General features: G+C 41.4%; 15 protein-coding genes. All 15 read left to right on the top strand.

Annotated features, from left to right (window positions below; all coding sequences use genetic code 11):
* Positions 1-7: 7 nt before the first annotated feature.
* The 15 genes from BN8899_RS09815 to BN8899_RS09880 all read left to right on the top strand — a co-directional run bounded on the left by BN8899_RS09815 (position 8) and on the right by BN8899_RS09880 (position 20,828).
* Positions 8-553 carry a DUF4843 domain-containing protein gene (locus BN8899_RS09815; RefSeq protein WP_018337707.1) on the top strand — a complete coding sequence of 182 codons (546 nt, stop codon included), beginning with the start codon at positions 8-10 and terminating at the stop codon, positions 551-553.
* A gap of 106 nt (positions 554-659) precedes the next feature.
* A complete protein-coding gene (locus BN8899_RS09820; protein WP_148375361.1) occupies positions 660-1,766 on the top strand; it encodes a thioredoxin family protein in 1,107 nt (368 codons plus the stop codon).
* A gap of 169 nt (positions 1,767-1,935) precedes the next feature.
* Entirely contained in the window at positions 1,936-2,496 is a 561-nt protein-coding gene (locus BN8899_RS09825) for an RNA polymerase sigma-70 factor (protein WP_018337705.1), read from the top strand.
* A gap of 80 nt (positions 2,497-2,576) precedes the next feature.
* A complete protein-coding gene (locus BN8899_RS09830; protein WP_018337704.1) occupies positions 2,577-3,755 on the top strand; it encodes a FecR domain-containing protein in 1,179 nt (392 codons plus the stop codon).
* A 152-nt stretch (positions 3,756-3,907) separates the two neighbouring features.
* The gene (locus BN8899_RS09835) at positions 3,908-7,195 is read left to right on the top strand and encodes a SusC/RagA family TonB-linked outer membrane protein (RefSeq protein WP_065219272.1); all 3,288 of its coding nucleotides are present in this window, start codon (positions 3,908-3,910) and stop codon (positions 7,193-7,195) included.
* 12 nt (positions 7,196-7,207) lie between these two features.
* Positions 7,208-8,626 carry a RagB/SusD family nutrient uptake outer membrane protein gene (locus tag BN8899_RS09840; RefSeq protein ID WP_040371550.1) on the top strand — a complete coding sequence of 473 codons (1,419 nt, stop codon included), beginning with the start codon at positions 7,208-7,210 and terminating at the stop codon, positions 8,624-8,626.
* A gap of 25 nt (positions 8,627-8,651) precedes the next feature.
* Complete coding sequence (locus BN8899_RS09845) at positions 8,652-9,218, top strand: DUF4843 domain-containing protein (RefSeq protein ID WP_065219273.1); 567 nt, start codon at positions 8,652-8,654, stop codon at positions 9,216-9,218.
* Positions 9,219-9,303: 85 nt separating this feature from the next.
* Positions 9,304-10,392, top strand: coding sequence for a thioredoxin family protein (locus BN8899_RS09850; RefSeq protein WP_065219274.1), 1,089 nt, complete (start codon positions 9,304-9,306; stop codon positions 10,390-10,392).
* Between the two features lie 28 nt (positions 10,393-10,420).
* Entirely contained in the window at positions 10,421-11,758 is a 1,338-nt protein-coding gene (locus tag BN8899_RS20725) for a TlpA family protein disulfide reductase (protein WP_065219275.1), read from the top strand.
* A 106-nt stretch (positions 11,759-11,864) separates the two neighbouring features.
* The gene (locus tag BN8899_RS09860; protein ID WP_065219276.1) at positions 11,865-12,386 is read left to right on the top strand and encodes a TlpA family protein disulfide reductase; all 522 of its coding nucleotides are present in this window, start codon (positions 11,865-11,867) and stop codon (positions 12,384-12,386) included.
* A gap of 175 nt (positions 12,387-12,561) precedes the next feature.
* Complete coding sequence (locus BN8899_RS21130) at positions 12,562-13,506, top strand: hypothetical protein (protein WP_231932318.1); 945 nt, start codon at positions 12,562-12,564, stop codon at positions 13,504-13,506.
* Positions 13,487-15,262: a PAS domain-containing sensor histidine kinase gene (locus tag BN8899_RS09865; RefSeq protein WP_231932319.1), complete on the top strand. Its 1,776-nt coding sequence runs from the start codon at positions 13,487-13,489 to the stop codon at positions 15,260-15,262. Before BN8899_RS21130 ends, BN8899_RS09865 begins: the two co-directional genes overlap by 20 nt.
* A 220-nt stretch (positions 15,263-15,482) precedes the next feature.
* Entirely contained in the window at positions 15,483-16,046 is a 564-nt protein-coding gene (locus BN8899_RS09870) for an RNA polymerase sigma factor (RefSeq protein ID WP_231932320.1), read from the top strand.
* Between the two features lie 126 nt (positions 16,047-16,172).
* Positions 16,173-17,312 (top strand): FecR family protein, encoded by a 1,140-nt coding sequence (locus BN8899_RS09875; protein ID WP_065219277.1) that lies wholly within the window; start codon positions 16,173-16,175, stop codon positions 17,310-17,312.
* 12 nt (positions 17,313-17,324) lie between these two features.
* Positions 17,325-20,828 carry a TonB-dependent receptor gene (locus tag BN8899_RS09880; protein ID WP_065219278.1) on the top strand — a complete coding sequence of 1,168 codons (3,504 nt, stop codon included), beginning with the start codon at positions 17,325-17,327 and terminating at the stop codon, positions 20,826-20,828.
* Positions 20,829-20,830: the final 2 nt, after the last annotated feature.

A 20,830-nucleotide genomic window follows, 5' to 3' on the forward strand; every position in this document is an offset into this window, starting at 1 on the left:
GTAAGATATGAAAACATTGTTGATCGTATTATTTGCAGGTCTGTTCGTGATAGCCTGTACCGAGGAAAAGCCCGGGTTTTATAGGGGTGATAACTATATATCTTTTACAAAAGCGGGGACACGTTTGTATGCACAGGATACTATTATAACCCTTAATAAATCTGTTGGCAACGAAACTTATACCTGGTCCGCGAAACGGATAGATACAACGTATATCAGGGTGAAAGTGATAGGGAATGTTTCCAGGGAAGACCGTCCTATAAAATTTGAACAGTACACGATAGAGGGAAATGCTGCCGTGGATGCCGAGCCGGGTGTGAATTATGTGGCTTTTGATGATCCTAGGGTGAAAGATTTAATGGTTTTACCCGCGGATTCCGTTGAGGTGAATATCCCGATTATTGTTCTTTTTGACCCAAATTCAGCGGGACAATATTTTAGTAGGGTATTGAATTTCCGGCTTGTTGAGTCGGAAGATTTTCGCCTTGCAACGAAAGCGCATTACACGACACCGTATCGTGGTCGTGTGACTATTAGCCAACAAAATAATTAATTAAAGGATTATTGGAATCTTGTCAGGGTGTGTTGAATTTCAAATTATTATTTAAGTTCAACATATCTTGACGGGATGTCGTTTACAAATAATAAGGGATTAGAATATGAAAAAGTTAGTATTGGTGTTCACCTGTATGTTCGTGGTGGTGTCCGTGTTCGCGCAGACGAATTTTCAGGATTTGACGTTGGAAAAGGCTTTGGAGAAGGCGAAGGCAGAAAATAAATATGTTTTCGTGGATTGTTATACTTCATGGTGCGGACCGTGCAAGATGATGGCGGAGAAGATTTTGCCGTTGAAGGATGTGGGTGAGTTTATGAACGAACGGTTCGTGAGCGTGAAGTTTGACATGGAGAAGGGCGAGGGACGGGATATCGCGAAGAAGTTTCGGGTGACGTCTTACCCGACATTTCTGGTGTTGAAGACGGACGGGAGTCTGTTGCACCGGGTGATCGGGGGGACCCGTACCGGGGAGGAGTTCGTGAAAAAGGTGGAAGAGGGACTTAATGAAAATTCTGCTAGTAATTTGGATGCAAAGTATATAGCCGGAAACCGGAATATGGATTTCCTGATGATGTATATCGAGGCTTTGCTTCAGGCTCGTGACGTGGAAAAGGCTAAAACGATAGCCCAGGAGGTGTTGGTTTCGCTGGATGACGAGGAGAAATGCTCGGAACCTTATTGGTTTATTTACGAGAATAGAGAGTTGTCGCCCGTGGGATCCGGTAATATGGTGTATTTGTTGAAGCACGTGGAGAAATTTCGGCAAGGCGTGGGAGTTGAGAAAGTGGATGCCGCTGTGGCGGGATTGTTTGAAATGCAATTGGAAGATATTCTCCGCGGGCGGAATCGTAATGCGACTCTTGCTGACGTGGAGGATGCCGAGAAGTTGTTGGCATCTTACCACTTGACGGGACAGGAGCATTTGAACGGGTATATAGCCTTGATAAAAGCGATGATGACAGAGAATACGGATGAAACTTTGCGCTTATGCCAAGAGATATATCCTAAATTGTCAGATGAGAAGATTTCTTATTTATATTTTAACCCGATCACGACGCTTGGGGATAAGTGGGATAAGAATCAAAAAAAGGAGTTGGTGGTTTTGACAAAGCAATTGGCGGATCAGGTGCAGATGTCGCAATTGAAACATTCATTGACTAGTTTTGCCAACGTGGGAATTTCTATGTTGGATCAAATGAAAAAGAAATAAAAATTGGTGCGTGCTTTATACCTTTTTCTCACGGATAATAAGACGTGAGAAAGAAAATAATTTTGGGTTATGATATATGAAAAAGGGATGGTCTATTTACTTTTAGATCGTCCTTTTTGTTTTTTTATTACCTTTGCCATATTCGAGTTATGAATTAAATGGTGTGTGAATGAAGTCAGAAGCTTCAATAGAAATACAAGGGTTAGTGTCTGGTGACCGGAAGGTGTACCAGAAGATCTTTGATGTTTTCTATGATAGCTTGTGTTTATTTACTCATCGTTTCGTGGAAGATATAGCCGTGTGTGAAGATTGCGTGCAGGAGGCTTTTATTTCATTGTGGAATAACCGGGAAAGTATTGCGTCGACGGTTCATTTAAAGTCTTTCCTTTACCAGGTTTGCCGGAATAATGCTTTAAATTATTTGAAACACGAGCGGATTAAAAATGAATATGCCGCCGGAATGGTGAATGAATTGGATTCGCAAGTTTGTTTTATTAATTACGTGATCGAGGAAGAAACGGAACGTATCTTGGCTCAGACGGAACAAGAGTTGCCTCCCAAATGTAGGGAGATTTTCGTGTTGGCTATGCAGGGAAAGGATAATGAAGAGATCGCACGATTGCTGGGTGTGTCGGAAAATACGGTAAAGACACAAAAAAAGATTGCTTATAAACGCTTGAAACAGAATATCGCGGGTATAAGTATGCTGGTCGTTTTCTTGAATCAATAAAAAAAAATCATACTTTTTTTATTTTTCTTTTCACCCCGGAGAGGGTGTGAGTTGTAATAGGTATGTAAAAATAAAAATAGATGAAAGAATTGGACGATTATATAGAAGATATTCCCCGGTTAATAACGAGTGACCTGCAAGGGAAGATTACCCCGGAGGAGAAAGTGCGCTTGGAGAATTGGATCAGGGAGAGCGAGGAGAATCGGAAGGCGTACGAGCGGTTGCGTGCGGGGGAGGATCGTTCCAGCCGGAGAGGGTTGGTTAGGAAATTAAATAAACGTGCTGCTTGGGAACGGGTGAATAAGGCGACAGGTGGAAGGCGATTGTTCCCGATGGTGAAAGTCGTGAGATATGCGGCAGGGATTATGTTGCCGCTGTTATGCGTGGGATTGGCGTTCCATTTTTTGGGGAAAAAGGAGAAAACGGTTGTCGCGAAAGTGGAGAACGTGGTGGAAATAAAACCGGGAGAGATAAAAGCAGAATTGGAATTAGCCGGGGGAGAGAGATTGTTTTTGGGAGGAAATTTACAAGATTCGTTGACAAACGAGAATGGCGTGGATATTTTGAAAGACGGAGAGGGTATTTCTTATCAGGGAAAGAGTATGGAGAATGAGGTGTTGGCGTATAATACGTTGAAAGTCCCGAGAGGAGGAGAGTTTAAAGTGAAATTGCAGGATGGTACGGTTGTTTACGTGAATTCCGCTTCCCAATTGCGTTATCCCGTGAAATTCATGGGAGAGGAACGACGGGTTTATCTCTCGGGAGAGGCTTATTTCGAGGTAGAGAAAAACGAGGGAATGCCTTTCGTGGTAGAGATGGAAGAAGGAGAGATCAAGGTGTTGGGCACACAGTTTAATGCTCGCTCGTACAAGGAGGAGAAACAGCAATTGACGACACTGGTGTCGGGTAAAGTGTTATTGACCACCAAACAGGGAAAGAGTGTGGAGCTTACTCCGGGAGATCAAGGTGTGATTTGTGGGGAAGGAATTAGTAAGGGAAAAGTGGACGTGTATCCTTACACGGCCTGGAAAGACGGAAATTTCGTGTTTCGGAAACAACGTTTGGAAGATATTATGAACATCGTGGAGAGGTGGTATGACGTGAAAGTGGTGTTTGTGGATGATTGGTGTCGTGAGATCAGTTTTTCCGGGAACGTGCGGCGTTATGACGGGTTCAATAAGCTGGTGGAGATGTTGGAAGTGACAGGAAGTGTGAAATTTAATATTGAGGACAATGTGATATATATAACCAAAAAATGAATTGAAAAAATGAAAGACGGAATATTGGCACTATCCCGTCTCTCGTTACCGGATGAACCGGTATTTGTTTTACTCTAATGTACAAATGTATGAAAAAAATTAGGATTTTGGATCTTCTTTCGAAAAGAAGGTGGTTAAAAACATGGTTAGTTATGAAGTTTGTGATGCTGTTATTATTGGTATCGGCGATGCAAGTGACTGCCGGAGTGTATAGTCAGGAGGCGAAGGTGACTCTGCAAGTGGAGAACGCTTCGTTCGAGTCTGTTATCCGGTTATTGGAAAAGAGTACGGATTACACGTTCCTGTACGAGGATCGACACGTGGAGGGCGTGCAACATCTGAATCTGCATTACGAGGATGTGGATATTAAAGAGGTGTTGAATGCTTGTTTGAAAGGGACAAATCTGACCTATAAGTTAGTGAATCACACGATTATTATTCAACGGACTTCTGTTGTGGCTGCCGATACCTTAAAAAAGATTACCGTGAAAGGTATCGTGAAAGACGAGAAAGGGGAAATCCTGCCGGGAGTGACGATTCGAGTGAAAGGTACAACGCTGGGATTTGTTTCAAATGCCAAAGGTGAATTTGATTTCGATTTGCCGAAGCGGGATAGTCTAGAGTTGATATTTTCTTTCGTGGGTTTCCAACAGCAGAAGGTACAAGTGAAAAGTGATATGAAGCCGTTGATTATCGTGATGAAGGAGGATGTGCAAAAAGTGGATGAGGTTGTTATCACGGGTATTTTTAATAAACCGAAGGAGAGTTTCACGGGAGCGGTGACGAGTATTTCAAAGGAAGATATTAAACAAAACTTTTCTAGGAATCTATTACAGACAATATCTAATTTGGATCCCAGTTTCCATATCGTGCAGGATAATAAAGCGGGTTCTAATCCGAATGCCTTGCCGGAAATCCAATTACGGGGAGCTTCAACTTTTGCAAACGTACAGGATTTACAATTAGCAACACGTGCAGAATTGAATTTGCCTTTATTTATTTTGGATGGCTTTGAGGTTTCTTTGGAACGAGTTCAAGACTTGAATAATGAAGATATTGAAAATATTACGATTTTGAAGGATGCCAGTGCGACTTCGTTGTATGGAGCTCGAGGTGCGAATGGAGTTGTGGTTATCACTACGCTTGTACCAAAAGCAGGAGCTTTGCAATTGACTTATCGCGGGCAAGTTAAATTGGAAATTCCTGATTTGACAACTTATGATTTGCTGAATGCCCGGGAAAAATTGGATTTGGAATACCGTTTAGGAACTTGGGATGACGAACTTTGGCAAGAGGAATACCAAAGACTGAAAGAAAAAGTTGACAACGGTTTGGATTACGATTGGCTCTCTCTTCCTGTAAGAACAGGTGTGGGACAGACCCATAATTTGAATATCATGGGTGGAAGCGAAGCATGGCGTTTCAGTGCTAACTTATCGTATGACAAAACCGTCGGAGTTATGAAAGGTTCTGATCGTTCTAATTTTAACGGTTCGTTAGGGATAACTTATCAAGCAAAAAAACTCATGGTTTCCGAGAATTTGAGTATCGGTACGAATAACAATGCAAACAGCCCTTATGGAACATTTTCTGACTATGCTGGCATGAATCCATATTGGACTCCGTATGATGAAGAGGGAAAACTCAACGAGACTTACACGCATCCTCTCTCCACTTCCGGTTATCCGAAAGAAAATCCCGCCTACAATAAGTATATCGGAAATTGGAATAAAACGAGATACACGAATATTCGCACGTCCACTCAAGTACGTTATAATATCACAGAGAGTTTTTATTTGTCCGGATTGTTGGGATTATCTCGGAAGTTTAATATAAGTGATAACTTTACTCCTCCTTCACACAAACAATTTGCGGGAAAAGACCTTGACCAAAAAGGACGTTTTAATCGAACGGAAACAGAGAGCAATCAATGGAATGCACGATTGGGTGTGAATTACGCCAAAACGTTCAACGAGAAGCACATGTTGACGGTGAACGCATCCGGAGAAATGGAAGAACAAAAAGAAGAGAGAATTTCGTGGGCAGCAACAGGTTTTTCCGGTGACAATATTGACTTCCCGTCTATGGCTATGGGCTACGGAGCGGAAACTCGTCCCACGGGAAGTGAAGCAACAAGTCGTCGTATAGCATTGATTTCCGGATTGAACTATTACTATGATATGCGTTATTTTTTTGATGTAAATTTTAGCATGAATGGTTCATCTTCGTTTGGTAGCGAGAGCCGTTGGGCTTCATTCTGGTCCGTGGGTGCAGGATGGACGGTTAGTAACGAAAAATTCTTTATTGAACATATTCCTTTCATCCAATGGTTGAAAGTAAAAGCATCTTACGGAGTTTCCGGAAATATGGGATTTAGCCCGGAGGATGCTATGGCCGTTTATAAATTGGATCAGTCTGCTACTTATTTATCTCATTTTGGGGCTTATCTGGATAAATTTGGGAACACAACCCTGAAATGGCAAAACACTTACCAGATGAATCTGGGTGTGGAATTGCATACATGGAATGACCGGTTAGAATTCGAGTTCTCTTATTATGATAAGCAGACGAAAAATACGGTTGCTGAAATGTTTATTCCTATTTCACATGGATTTAACACTGCCAAGGCAAATTCAGGAACTATCCAAAATAAGGGATGGGATCTTCGGATGACCATGAATTTGTTCCGTAATAGCAATAGAGGATTTACATGGAATGTAATCGCATCTTTCAGTCACACGAAAAATATAATCAAAAAAATATCAGATGGTTACAAAGAATATTTAAAACAATCAAATACGAGTATGTACTCGGCAGAAGCATACTACCGTTATCGTGAGGGATATTCAATGGACGCCATTTACGGATTGCGCACCGTAGGTGTAGACCCTGCAACGGGTAAACGATTGTTCTTGACGAAAGATGGAGAAGTAACTTTCAGACAACGTGGCGAAGATATGGTTTACTTGGGAAATCGTTTGCCTAAGGTAAACAGTAATATTTCAACGAATCTTTCTTGGAAAGGTTTCATGTTGACCGTCGGTTTCGCCGTGCGTTGGGGTGCAAAACAATTTAATGGTACATTAGCTAATAAAACAGAAAATGCTTTCTTAATTCTGAATCAGGATAGACGCGTATTGTCGGATACATGGCAAAAACCTGGCGATATCGTACCTTACAAGAAATTAATTGCCACTGGAGAAGATGCCACCACGAACGTGTGTGATGCTTTCGTACAGAAAGATAATATCTTCCAGTGTACTAATATTAATGCTTCCTACACTTTTTCAAATGAAGTTTGTAAGAAGTTGCGAGTAAAAGGATTATCGTTGACAGCTAACTTGTCGGATATATTCTATATTTCAACCATTAAACGGGAAAGAGGAACGAGTTATCCATTCTCTCGTAACCCGAATTTTTCACTTTCAGTTTCATTCTAATCCGGGAATATCATGATAAGAAAAGGAATTTATATGTTATGTACAACATTAGCACTTGGATGCAGTGCATGTAACGATTGGCTTACGGTTGTGCCTGAAACAGCGCTTGTTGCAGATAATTTGTTCGAATCAGAGAAAGGATGTCTTCAAGTTTTGGACGGGGCTTATATATTAGCAGCCGCCAATGTTTATAAACCCGATGGTATTTTGGGTGGAGGTGGATTTGTTGAAAGTTTGGCATGTACTTGGACAAGCACGGGTATAAATGCCTCTTTGGCTGACCACGTGTATAATATCGACAATGAAACATTCGGAAAATTACTGGATGGAACTTTTATGGGTATTTATAAAATTATCAATACCTTGAATCCTTTAATTGAAGGTTGTGATAAAAATAAAGACAAGTTGAGTAAAGAGTATTATAACATGTTGAAAGGAGAGGCATTAGCTATGCGAGCTTCTTTACATTTAGATTTAATACGCGTGTGGGGACCTATGCCTTCAAAAATTGATGCAGGCAAAGAGTATTTGCCTTATGTAATTGAAAACTCGATAAAAAGATACCAGTATTATACTTTCGAGCAGTACATGAAACTTTTATTTGCTGATTTGGACGAGGCTGAACAGCTTCTATTAGAATCAGATCCCGTTATAAAGTATTCGATGGATGGCAGTTCTGAATATACCGGAGATTGGACTGACCGGAGGAGCCATTTTAACTATTACGGGGTATTGGGTTTACAAGCCCGTGCCCGTTTGTGGATGAATGATAAAGAAGGGGCATTACGTTATGCGAGGATGGTAAAGGATGCGAAAAATGAAGATGGGACATCTAAGTTTACTTTAGCGAGCGAAGGTAATGTTGGGAATAAACTTTTTTACACGGAGCATTTGTGCGGGGTGAACCAAAATAATTTCGATTATCAACGGTCAGGTTTTAATCCGGGAACCTCTACTATCACATGTTATAATATGAACTATTATACCTTCGTAAATGATTTATTTGGGGGAAATACAAGTGACTTGCGTTTCAAAAATCAGTGGAGTTGGACTTACAATCAGATGAGGCAAAGTGTTCGTATCACAACCAAGTATAGTGAAATGTATCCAAGTTCTTCTGCTGTAAAGAATATGCCCATTGTACGGTTGCCTGAAATGTATTTTATCATGATGGAATTGGCAACATTGGACGAGGCTAATCAGGCTTACGAGGAATTCTGTACGGCTCGAAATCTCACGTATACACCCATGACGGAAGAAACCCGGTCCGAAATAGTGAAATGGGAATATCTTCGGGAATTTATTGCTGAAGGACAAAATTTCTTTACTTATAAACGTTTTGCAGTGAAACGGATGCTTTGGCAAAGTGCGGAATCTTTGGATTGTGAGGAAGAACAGTATGTATTGCCATTGCCCCCGAGTGAATATTAGAAATTAATCATTAAACTAGGTAATTATGAAAAAATTGTTTATTATATTGACGATAGGATTGATTTTGGGTGCTTGTACAAAGGAAGAAGTCGGCGTGTATTCGTTGGGCAATGATTATATTTATATGCCTTATAACCAAAGTATTTATGGCACGATGACAACTCCTGATACTGTATATATGTTTTATAATAGCAGTCCTCTTACTGTCAGTTCTACACAAAAAAGAGATACTTTTTATTTCAAGGTGCTCGTTGCCGGTTTAGCCAAAAACGTAGACCGCAAGATAAAGATTGAACCATATTCTTGTGATATCAGTTATAAGGAGGATGCTGTTGCGGGGGTAAATTACGTGGCTTTTGATGACCCCGAAATGGAGAAACACCTGGTAATACCCGCTAACTCATTGGAGTCCGAAATCCCCATTATTGTCACTTATGACCAAGCTATAGCGGGACAATACAAGTCGTTTGCCGTGAAATTTAAACTTGTGGAATCAGAAGATTTTAAGCTTTTAGGTGTAAATTCAGACCTCACGGCAGGCAACTCTGCACGAACTCATGCTTACGTGCAATTCACTCAAGTCAGTTGGTAATTTTAATTGATGTTTATATTCTTCATGACCGGCAATTTTGTCGGTCATGAAAATTATATGTTCGTAATTTCAAAAAATTAATTGTATGAAAAAGTTCGTGTTGTTGTTTGTTTGTATGTTTGCGATGGCGTCTATGTTCGCACAAACGAATTTTCAAGAGTTGACATTAGAAAAGGCGTTAGAAAAGGCGAAGGCTGAGGATAAATATGTTTTCGTGGATTGTTATACGGTGTGGTGTGGACCTTGCCGGATGATGTCAGAGAAAGTATTGCCGTTGAAGGAGGTCGGAGAGTACATGAACAAAAAGTTTGTTTGTATTAAGGTTGATATGGAAAAAGGCGAGGGCTTGAATATGGCTCGCAAATATCAGGTGTCAGCTTATCCCACTTTTTTGGTATTGACGGCGGATGGGAGTTTATTGCATCGGGTAGTCGGGGCTTCTGTAACCGGAGAGGAGTTTATCAAAAAGATTGAAGCCGGATTTGACGAAAATTCTGCTTCTAACTTGGAAAAGGAATATGCGGCAGGGAACCGGGATATGAATTTCCTTGTAAGATATATTAAAGCTTTACTTGTTTCCTGCGATTGGGATAAGGCGAAAAATGTGGCTCAAGAAGTAATTGCTTCATTGTCTGATGAAGAGAAATGTATGGAACCTTATTGGTTTATTTATGAAAATATAGATTTATCCCCGATAGGTTCCGGTAACGTGAATTATTTATTGAAACATATCGATCAGTTTCGTCAGAAAATGGGTGTAGAAAAAGTAGACCGGAAATTAGCCTCTTTGTTCGAGATTCAATTGGAGGATATTCTTCGCGGACGCAATAGGAAAGCGACCCTGGAAGATGTTGAGAAAATCAAACAGATGTTGGATTCTTACCAATTGGTCGGGCAAGATTATTTGTATAACTATATAGAATTGATCAAGGCAGTTAAGACTGCAAATACAAATCAGACTTTAGATCTGTATAAAAAGATATTCCCGAAATTGTCGGATGAAAAAATAGCTTACTTGTATTTCATGCCAATTTTGGATTTGAAAGAAAAGTGGAATGAGGTTCAGAAAAAAGAACTGTTGGTGTTGACTCAACAGATGGAAGAGCAGGTGGAATACTCGAAACTTAAGGCTTCCTTGCGGAATTTCAGAACCGGAATGCTCGAGAGAATGTAACTTGAATTGTAGAGTTATGATAGGTGGAATGAAAAATATTCTGGTTGTATTTGCTTTGACGCTTTTGCTTGGGGCTTGTAACAGGAATGCTGAAACTACTTTCGAGTTATTGTTCCCGTCGGATGATGCAAGAAAAGTGGAACTAGAAACGGTAGACGGGCGAATGTCTTTGGATTTTGTACAAAAGGATTCGTTACGCGTGGGGGCTTTTCGGCTTCCCTTGAAAGGAGGGGAGTACGCTCGCCTGTGGGTGGGGGATTTGCCATACACGGTTTGGTTGGAAGAGGGGAAACCTTGGACTGCGAGATTCAAATGGAACGAATGGCATTTCGAGGGAAAAGGTGCGGATATTAATCGTTATTTGAATAAACGATTTCTTCATCAAATCTTTTTTATCGATTATTACCGTATCCCGAATGAGCAATTCAGAGCGAAGTTGCAGGAGGCGATTGCCGAGCGGGAGGATTCTCTGCGGGAAGTCGCTTTGCCTCGGGCATTTAAGGAGAGAGAAAAGAAACGTATCAGGTATTTTAGGAACAATCATTTGGCTTCTGCCGTTGTTTACGGGGAGGTGAAGGACGGAAAAATGAACTTGCCGGAAGATACTTACGCCGAGTTGTTAGAGGCGGCTGCGGAAGATTCTACCTCGTGGAAAATCCCGGAGTACCGGGAGTCGATCAACCGGGTATTGACAGCGTTGGCTAAGATTGATGAACTGGCAGGAGATTTTTATGATGTGGTAATGAACGTGTTGGGACGTGCGACGAAGAATTACGAGGATGGACGGTTGGTGGAGTACCTTGTCAATAGAAATGTCATGGATTACGTGAAAGCGATGGGAGCGGTGAGTTCCGCGGAGATGGATTCTATATTCCGGCAGTGGGTGCATCAATCTGATCACGTGGCTGTTTATGATGATTTATACAACAGGAATAGAAAATTAATGAAAGGGCAGCTCGCCGTACCGTTTACATTTAAAGATATAGATGGCAAAGAGGTGAGCCTGTCGGACTTGAAAGGAAAATACGTGTATGTTGACTTGTGGGCTACGTGGTGTGGACCCTGTAATGCTGAACTTCCAGCATTGAAGAAGTTGGAAAAGCGTTTGGAGGGACGGAATATTTATTTCGTGAGTATTTCCTGTGATAAAGACCGGGCTACGTGGGAAAGATTCGTGAGGGAGCGAAAGTTGGGCGGAATCCAGTTACATATGGGAGAGGATAAGCATTATATGCAGGAAATTAGTTGTAATGGTGTCCCTCGCTTCTTGTTGATTGATCGGGAAGGTCAATTTGTTGATGCTAATATGTCACGTCCCTCGGCTTCGGAAACATTGGAGGTGCTGGAAGGGTTGGATGGTTTGTGATATATTTTGGTGAATTAGTGCGTGCTTCATACCTTTTCTGCTCCTTTGTAAGGGGTGGAGAAGGTATTTGATTCATAGCGTATTTATGGTAAAATGTTTTTTGATTATGAAGAAATGGTTGTTATTTTTCTTGATGGTGTGCCCGTTCGCGGGTTGGACGCAAATGAGGGCGACACCCGTGCTATTACGAGATACGGCAGAATTGAAGGCGGGCGATCGTGTCCCCGAGTTTGTTTTCCGGGATACCGCGAACCGGGAAGTGACCTTGAAGCAGTTCAAGGGAAAATACGTGGTGATTGATGTGTGGGCGTCGTGGTGTTATCCCTGCAAACAGGAATATCCTACTTTGAAGGGATTAGCCGAGAAGTATAAGGATAAGAAAATCGAGTTCGTGAGCCTTTCCTGTGATACTGAGGTACAACGGTGGCGGAATGAGTTGGCGTGGGGAAAGATGAGCGGGTATCAATGGTGGATCGGGGGTGATGAGTCATCCATGATTGCTTTTCGGGTAGGTGCTATCCCTCGGTTGATATTGTTGGACAAGAAAGGTCGTGTGTTAAATTTGAAATTACCGAAACCTTCTCATCCTGAATTTGAAAAGATTTTAGAGGGATTGAAGGGAATATAAGAGCGGGAATGTTTGAGATAGGGAAATCTCTCTTTACTACATCAAGTCAAGAGGGATTTCCTTTTTATTTTTAAGTGGTGGGAAAAGAATAAAAAAACTCAAAAAGTTTATTTGATTTGGGTACAAGTAAATGATTATTTCGTAGCTTTGAAGTTTCGTGTAGGATTATTTGTTTATGAAGAGGAAAGTATCGGTATGGTTTGTCTTTATGTTATGGTGTATTGTCGGATTCGCGGAAAATACACGAGAGAAAGATTATATCCTGATTTTGAATTCGGTAAATTTCGATGAGGCGTGGACGAATAATCTTTACCAGGAAATCTTGTCTAATTTTTCTTCGAAGGAAGTCGATGTACTGGCGGAAGAGTTGTTGGTGCCGATGGTAAAGACGTTGGAGGAAGCTGCTGTAAAAAGAGAGGGCTTGTTACAGAAATACCCGACACCCCCGAAGGTCGTTGTATTTATCGGGGATCCCGGATGGTTGTTATGTCGTGCGTTATTTGATGAGGAGTGGAAGGATATACCTACGATTGTTTGTTATTCAAGGGACTCGATGCCAGCCCGGTTGGAGGATTTGCTTGCCGGTAATTTGGGGAAAGGAGTGGAGTTTGTGCCCACGGAAGAAATGATTCGCCCGTATAATTTGACGATATTGAAACAGCCTTCTTATGTGAAAGAGAATATTGAGTTGATGCAGAAGTTATTGCCAGGCTTGAATAAGGTGGTGTTCATTTCGGACGGGAGATATATTAGCACGATGATTCGCCAAGAAGTAATACAAGTAATGCAAGAAAACTTTCCTTCTTTGCAATTGGATCAGCTTTGTTCGCTTGACCTCACGACGGAAAGCTTGTTGAATTCCTTGATGCTTTATGACAATCGTGCGGGTGTTATTTACTACTCTTGGTTTTTGGGACGTAAGCAAGGTGAGAATAGTTATTTGGGGGATAATATCCAGAGAATAATATATGGTTTTTCGAAATCGCCTGTTTTCACGTTGTCCGAGATGGATATGGACACGGGTAATTTTGCGGGAGGATATTTTATTTCTTCTTCGGATTTTGGAAAATCTTTGATCGCTACTATTCAGAAAATTCTCGATGGCAAGGGCAGCCCGTGATATTCCGGAACAGAATGGCGGGTATCCCCGGGTTTATTTGAATTATCATCATTTGGAGCATCATGGCGTGGATGCGGCGCTGTTCCCTAAAGATGCCGTGTATTACCAGATGCCCCCGGATTTTTTCCAGCGTTATAAGATTTATTTCGTGATTATTATCGCGGTGATTATTATATTAGGAGCTTTGATCTTGATGCGTTTTCATCTTTTGCTGCAACGGCAACAACAAAAGACTCGCGAGTACCAGTTGCTCTCGCAATATCGTCGGCTTGTGGATAATATGCCCGTCATTTACGTGAGGAAACAATTGTTGCAGGATGAGAAGGGGCGTATGGTTGATTTTATGTTCCGTGACGTGAATGCTACTTTCGAGGAAGTGTTCAAGACGAGACGGGAACAAGTGGTGGGTAAGCGTTTCTCGGAAGCTGATATGGATAATCAGTTATTGGATTATATGCTGGATAAAGAATCCGGGCGTTTGACTTCTTTTGTCTTACCGGGAGAGGATAAGAAAATACGATATTTCGACAAGCTGACATTTCCCTGCACGGAGGAAGACGTGTGGGATGTATTTTTCATCGACCGGACGGAAGAATATTTGGCTTCGCTGGATTCTCGAGAGCATCAACTATTACTGGAAAGATTGAACCGGAAGTATGATTTGGTGTTGAATGCAACTGGCTTGATCCCCTGGACATGGGATCTCCGGAAACATGCGGTAGAATATAGTATTACTTATGTTCAAGATAAGGCGTTGGGCGAAAATTTTGACCAGAAGGTCATATCGGAGGAAAATGGTTATTTGCGGGTTCACCCGGATGACCGGGAACGAATCCGAAAATCGTATGATGATTTGTTGGAGGGACGTGTTGCCGTGGTGAAAGAAGAATACAGGGCTTGTTTTTCCATCGAAGATCCGGTTTATTTTTGGTTCGAAAGTTTTGTCATCGTGGGAGAGCGGGATGAAGCCGGTCGACCGGCGATGTTCGTGGGTGGTTCTTTGATTATCAATGACCGGAAAAAATTGGAAGAAGATCTTGTGAAAGCGAAAGAGCAGGCTGAAATATCCAATCATTTGAAGTCTGCTTTCCTGGCAAACATGAGCCACGAGATCCGAACCCCGTTGAATGCCATCGTGGGATTCTCCAGCGTGTTGGCGGATACGGTAGACGAGGATGAAAAAAGAGAATATGTCCAGATCATAGAGAATAACAATACCTTGTTATTGCAGCTTATCGGGGATATACTCGATTTGTCAAAGATTGAGGCGGGTGTGTTTGAGTTCATCTATTCTAGGGTGAACCTTAATTTGTTGTTGACTGAGGTGGGGCAAACCGCCCGATTGCGATTGAAAAATGATGATATATCTATCGGGTTCGTCGAGCGTATGCCCGAGTGCGTGATCTACTCGGATGCCAATAGGTTGATGCAGGTGATGAATAATTTGATTACCAATGCTATAAAATTCACTTGCGAGGGATATATCCATTTCGGTTACAGGGAACGGGAAGATGGGAAAATCTATTTCTTTGTCACAGACACGGGATGTGGCATTCCTGCCGATAAGACGAGAGAGGTATTCGGACGTTTCGTTAAATTGAATCCTTTTCAACAGGGTACGGGACTTGGGCTTTCTATCTGTGAAAGTATCGTGACAAGATTGGGAGGAGAGATTGGTGTGGTCTCGGTGGAAGGCGAAGGTTCCACCTTTTGGTTCACGTTGCCGAAAGAGGCTCCCGGTGATATAAGCCTATAAATTCAAAATAGATTCGATATAAATTCGATTCAGATTCAATGGGAAGCGAGTTTATAATGAGTTTTCTTTATCTATATACTAAATGATTATCCGTATTTCAACGGAAAATTTATAGATTTAAAGATGAAGGGGTGTACTTGCTTATTTGTTAAAAGTAATCCAAGAATAGATGAAAAATCAATATTTTATTTACATTTGACCCATCTTTAGTAAGCATATTGTGCGTGAAATAGGTGACATGAATGAATACTTGGTTAATGGGTTGAGAAATCAATCGCACGAGGTTTTCGAGGTAATCTTTAAAACATATTATCCTAGCCTCTACCGGTTGGCTTATGCTTATTTGATGAGCAAAAATTTAGCCGAGGATATGGTGCAGGATACCTTCGTGTCCCTGTGGTCTGCCGCATCTTCATTGCCCACGGATACCCGTTTGAAAAGTTATCTCTATTCATCCGTGAAGCATGGTTGTCTTGATTATATAAAACATCTGCGAGTGATTGATTCTAACAAAGAAAAATTGACTGAAGCTTTAATTTTTTCCGGTACAGTGGAGTACGAGGACAATCAGGAGTTATTGGAACAGGTAAGACAATGTATGCAAGGATTGCCGGAACAACAGAGGAACGTGTTGGAATTGAAGGTGTTCAAAAAGATGAATTACAGGGAAATCGCACAAGAGTTGAATATCTCGGAGGAATCTGTCCATACTTATATTAAACGGGCGTACAAATATTTGCGTGAATCCGTGCCTTATAAACTGTTGGTTCTTCTCTTTTGCTGACGAATCTTTCCTCCTTGATGAGAATGATCTGTGTTTTGTAATGATGTTATAATGAAAAAAGTGGATAAATTTTGTCCCCCGGTTTCAACGAGAGTCGTCTTATACATGTAAAGCAAATGATAAATCATGGAAATCGAGTGGAAGAAAATAAAACGAATGGCTCTTGACGAAGCCTCCGAGCAAGAAAAGCTGGAGGTGACGGCATGGAAAGAGGAGGATGAGCGGCGGGAGCGATTTTATGAGGATGCCGCTACTTTCTATCAGAAAGGTGCGAGTGTGGATGATCCGTCCCGGGAGGAAATGGAGCAGGCTTGGCATAAAGTATGGCAACGGACACGGAAGCATCGTCATCTGCCTCGCCGTGTGGCGGGATGGATTGCTGGAGCGGCTGTTTTTGTCGGAGTTGTCTTTGGCGTTCGTTTGTTGATGAATGATGTGACTTCTGATGTGCCGCCGGTGACTAAGGTCGCTAAAACGGAAGGAGTCCGGTTGGTATTGTCCGATGGGACAACTCATGTCGTGGAAGCGGGGAAGAATGTTGTTCTTGATGTGCCGGGTTTCGAGGTGAAGGACAAAGGATTAAAGCAATTGGGACAAAAGCAGGCAACGGAGTCCGACCAGAAAGAGTTGGCTTATAGTGAGGTTATCGTTCCCCGGGGTGCGGAATATCAATTGACACTGGCTGATGGAACGCGGGTAATATTAAATTCTGAGTCCAGTATCCGTTTCCCCGATGAATTTCAAACAAATGAACGTAGGGTGTACTTGCACGGTGAGGCATATTTTCAAGTTGCCCGTGACGAGAGTTGTCCTTTTCTGGTAGAGGCGGAAGTGGTAACAGTAAAAGTACTTGGGACGGAATTCAACGTGAAGGCTTACCGGGGAAATGATGTTTCGACGACATTGGTTACGGGACGTGTGAGCGTGGCGGTGGGCACGGATTCACTGGTATTGAATCCCGGTCAGCTATGTGAGATGAAGGATAATACCTTGACCGTGCGGGAAGCGGATCTGGTGTCGGTGCTTGCATGGAAAAACGGGGAATTTGTGTTTAAGGATGTAACCCTGGAGGAAATGATGAACGAACTTTCCCGTTGGTATGATATGGAGATCGAGTATGAAGCGGAAAATTTAAAGACCGATCGTTATTATATTTACGTGGAGCGGAGTAAAACTCTTGAAGAGGTGTTGGATAAGGTGGCATTAACCGGAAAAATAAAATACAAGATATATGGAAAGAAAGTGATTCTAGGACAGCAGCAATAAAAAAAGCAAAAGATGCGCGCACATCTCTCGCTTTTAAGGCTGAATTATTCATTAAATAAATTCAAGTACAAAGTTATGCAAAAAAATCGACGAAAATGGTTTGGGACAAGCCCAAACAGGAAATTTATTTTGCTTTTGCAAACGATTTTTCTAGTCAGCGGGTTTTTATTCAGTGCTAATACCCGTGTATGGGGGCAATCTGCGCCCAAAGTCAGCATTGACCTGAAGCACGTGACATTCGCGAAAGTGATCGAGAGTTTGCGACAGCAGACGGGATACGAGTTCGTGTTTAACGCACAAGATGTGGAACACATGAAGGATGTATCGCTTTCACTGAAAGAGGTTTCGTTACGTACGGCTATGGATTCATTGTTGCAAGGCAAAGGCTTGACGTATAGTATTACGGGGCAGACAGTTGTTGTAAAAAAACAGAAGGCGGAGCCGGAAGTGAATTTGCTTAAAGTCAGCGGTCGTATCGTGGACGAGAAAGGAAATTCGATTCCTGGGGCGACAATCGTAATCGTGGGAACGACGCAGGGGGTTGCCTCTGATGCAGAGGGACGCTATTCAATTGCCACGAAACCTGATGATATCTTGCGGGTGTCTTTTATTGGTTATAAGCCTGAGGTTGTGGAGGTTAAAGGAAAAACAAAGATCAATATCAAATTGAATCCCACCGAGGAGAATCTTGAGGAGGTGACCGTTGTTGCATTCGGTGAGCAAAAGAAAGAGAGTGTGGTTGGTTCTATCACTACGGTAAAAGCGATGGACTTAAAATCCTCTAGTAACGATCTTACGTCTGCTTTCGTGGGAAAAATCGCTGGAGTTATCGGTTGGAAGCAAAGTGGATTGCCTATCGCTTTAACAGAGGAAGAGATGAATACTAAGTTTTACATACGTGGTATTACTTCATTCCAGAGTAATGCAAACTCAGATCCATTAATCTTGTTGGATGGAGTAGAAAGTTCAAAATTAGACCTTGCACGTATTGCACCCGAAGATATTGAAAGTTTTAGTGTGCTAAAGGATGCATCTGCTACAGCGATGTATGGGGCTAGAGGAGCCAATGGTGTCATCCTTGTTACGACGAAAAAAGGAGAAGAGGGAAGTGTGTATACTACTACCCGTTATGAGATGGTAGTTTCTCAACCGACCAAAGAGATTGATGTAGTGGATCCTGTTACTTATATGAAACAGTATAACCAAGCATTATTGGCTCGTTCAGAATCGGTTACTCCCAAATATAGCGTGGAACATATTAATCGTACGGCTTCCGGTAAATATCCGTCATGGGTTTACCCTGCTAATGATTGGTATAATATTTTATTTAAAAATAGAACAATAAACCATCGGGTGGGAATTAATCTTCGTGGAGGTTCTAAAGTTATACAATATTACGCTTCTATCGGTTATAATAGAGATGAAGGGATGTTGAAGACGGATAGATTAAATGAATTTGATTGTAATATCACGAATAATCAAGTTTCTTATCGAACCAATTTGAATATCAATTTGAATGCGGGTATTAAATTATTAATTAATTCGTCTGCAACGTTGGATAAATATCATGGACCTATTGATAGTCAAGTTGCTGCTTATCAATATGCTTTCAATGCTTCTCCTGCGGATTTTGCTCCTACTTATCCTGGCGATGCAACTTACGGGTGGCCTCATCTTCGTTTTGGAACAACTGCTTCAGAGCAAACTAATCCTTATATGCTTTTACAAAGGGGATATACGGAAACGACTCGTCTTTCAACTATAAATAGGGCAGAATACATACAAAATTTATCATCTTTGATAAAGGGTTTAGAATTGCGAGCCAGTGTTTCTTTGGTGACAACGAATTATTATTCTACGCCGTTCACTACAACGCCCTATAAATATCGTTTGCTTAATTATGACGATGAAACCGGCGAGCACCAATTGGCCGAAGTTAACAATACTTTTGCAACTAGAACATTGCAAGCTGGATCAGAATCACACACTTCCGATACACGAGTTACTTACGAGGGACGTTTATTGCACACGGCTGCTTGGGGGGAGCATCAGACATCACTTACGGGAGTTTTTCAAATGTATGAGCGTACTTTCACTCCGGTTTCAAGTGTTTTGAATGGAATGCCACAACGGAATTTAACATTTTCTATGCGTGGAAGTTACGGATTCAAAGATCGCTATTTTCTTGAAGGAAGTTTCGGCTATAATGGTTCTGAACGTTTTGCCAAACATAATCGCATGGGATTTTTCCCTGCCGTGGGTGGAGCTTGGGTTATTTCCAGTGAACCTTGGATGGAAAATGCATTGAAATATATTCCTTTCTTAAAGATGAGACTTTCGTATGGTAAGGTGGGAAATGATGGTATTATTAGTACCCCAAGGTATGTTTATATTCCTGAAATTGGCTCTGTCGCGACGTATCGGCAAGACCCAGAAGCTTATTATGCCGAAAGAATAAATCGAATATATGTGTCAAATTACGGGAATGATGATATCCAATGGGAAATTGCGGAGCAGGTTAATTTGGGCTTGGAAATGAAATTATTTAAAGGAATTGTAGAATTGCAAGCCGATTTGTATCAAGAAATACGGCATAATATTATTTCAAATCGTATTGTAATTCCAGCCAATATGGGTATAGAGGCCAATCCGTTGGATAATATAGGTAAAACACGTTCACGGGGAACTGATCTATCATTAAAACTCCAGCATTCATTTAGTAATGATTTTTGGTTTATTTTGAATAGTACGTTTACATACAATAAAGTGGTATATAAGCAAATAGAAGAAGCTGATGGTAAACCCGAGTGGCAGCGTAATGTCGGTCATGAGATAAGTCAGGCTATCGGGTATATTGCAGAAGGACTATTCCGAGACCAAGCTGAAATTGATAATTCTCCAAGACAAGATGGTGATGTTTTGCCCGGTGATATAAAATATAGAGATATCAACAATGATGGAGTCATTAGCGTGGAAGATGCAACTTATATCGGTTATCCGGAGACGCCGCGTTTTGTTTATGGATTTAATGGTTTTATAAATTACAAGAATTTTGAATTAAATTTCGCTTTTCAAGGTTCGGGGAAGAGAACTTTTTTCATAAATCCTGTAAGCATTTCTCCTTTTGTAAATGACCATGCGATGTTGACCGAGATTTATAAGGACCATTGGTCGGAAGATAATCAAGCCCGGCAACCTTTCTGGCCTCGTTTATCCACGTATGGTATTGCCCAGCATAATCCTCAAGAGAATTGGTATAGTGGAGCAGAAGTGCGTAAGAGCACTTATTTTATGCGTGAATGTACATTTTTGCGGTGTACTTCGTTATCATTAGCCTATAATTTGCCTAAAAAATGGGTTCAAGCGATGAGATTGAAAAATGTCAAATTTACATTGAGTTGTAATAATCCGTTTTGTATTACGAATTTCAAATTATGGGATGTGGAGTTAGGTGAGAATGGATTTAATTATCCAATTCAAAAAACTTACTCGGTTGCATTGAATGTTAATTTCTAATA

Source organism: Butyricimonas sp. Marseille-P2440 (genome assembly GCF_900091675.1).
Lineage (GTDB): Bacteria > Bacteroidota > Bacteroidia > Bacteroidales > Marinifilaceae > Butyricimonas > Butyricimonas synergistica.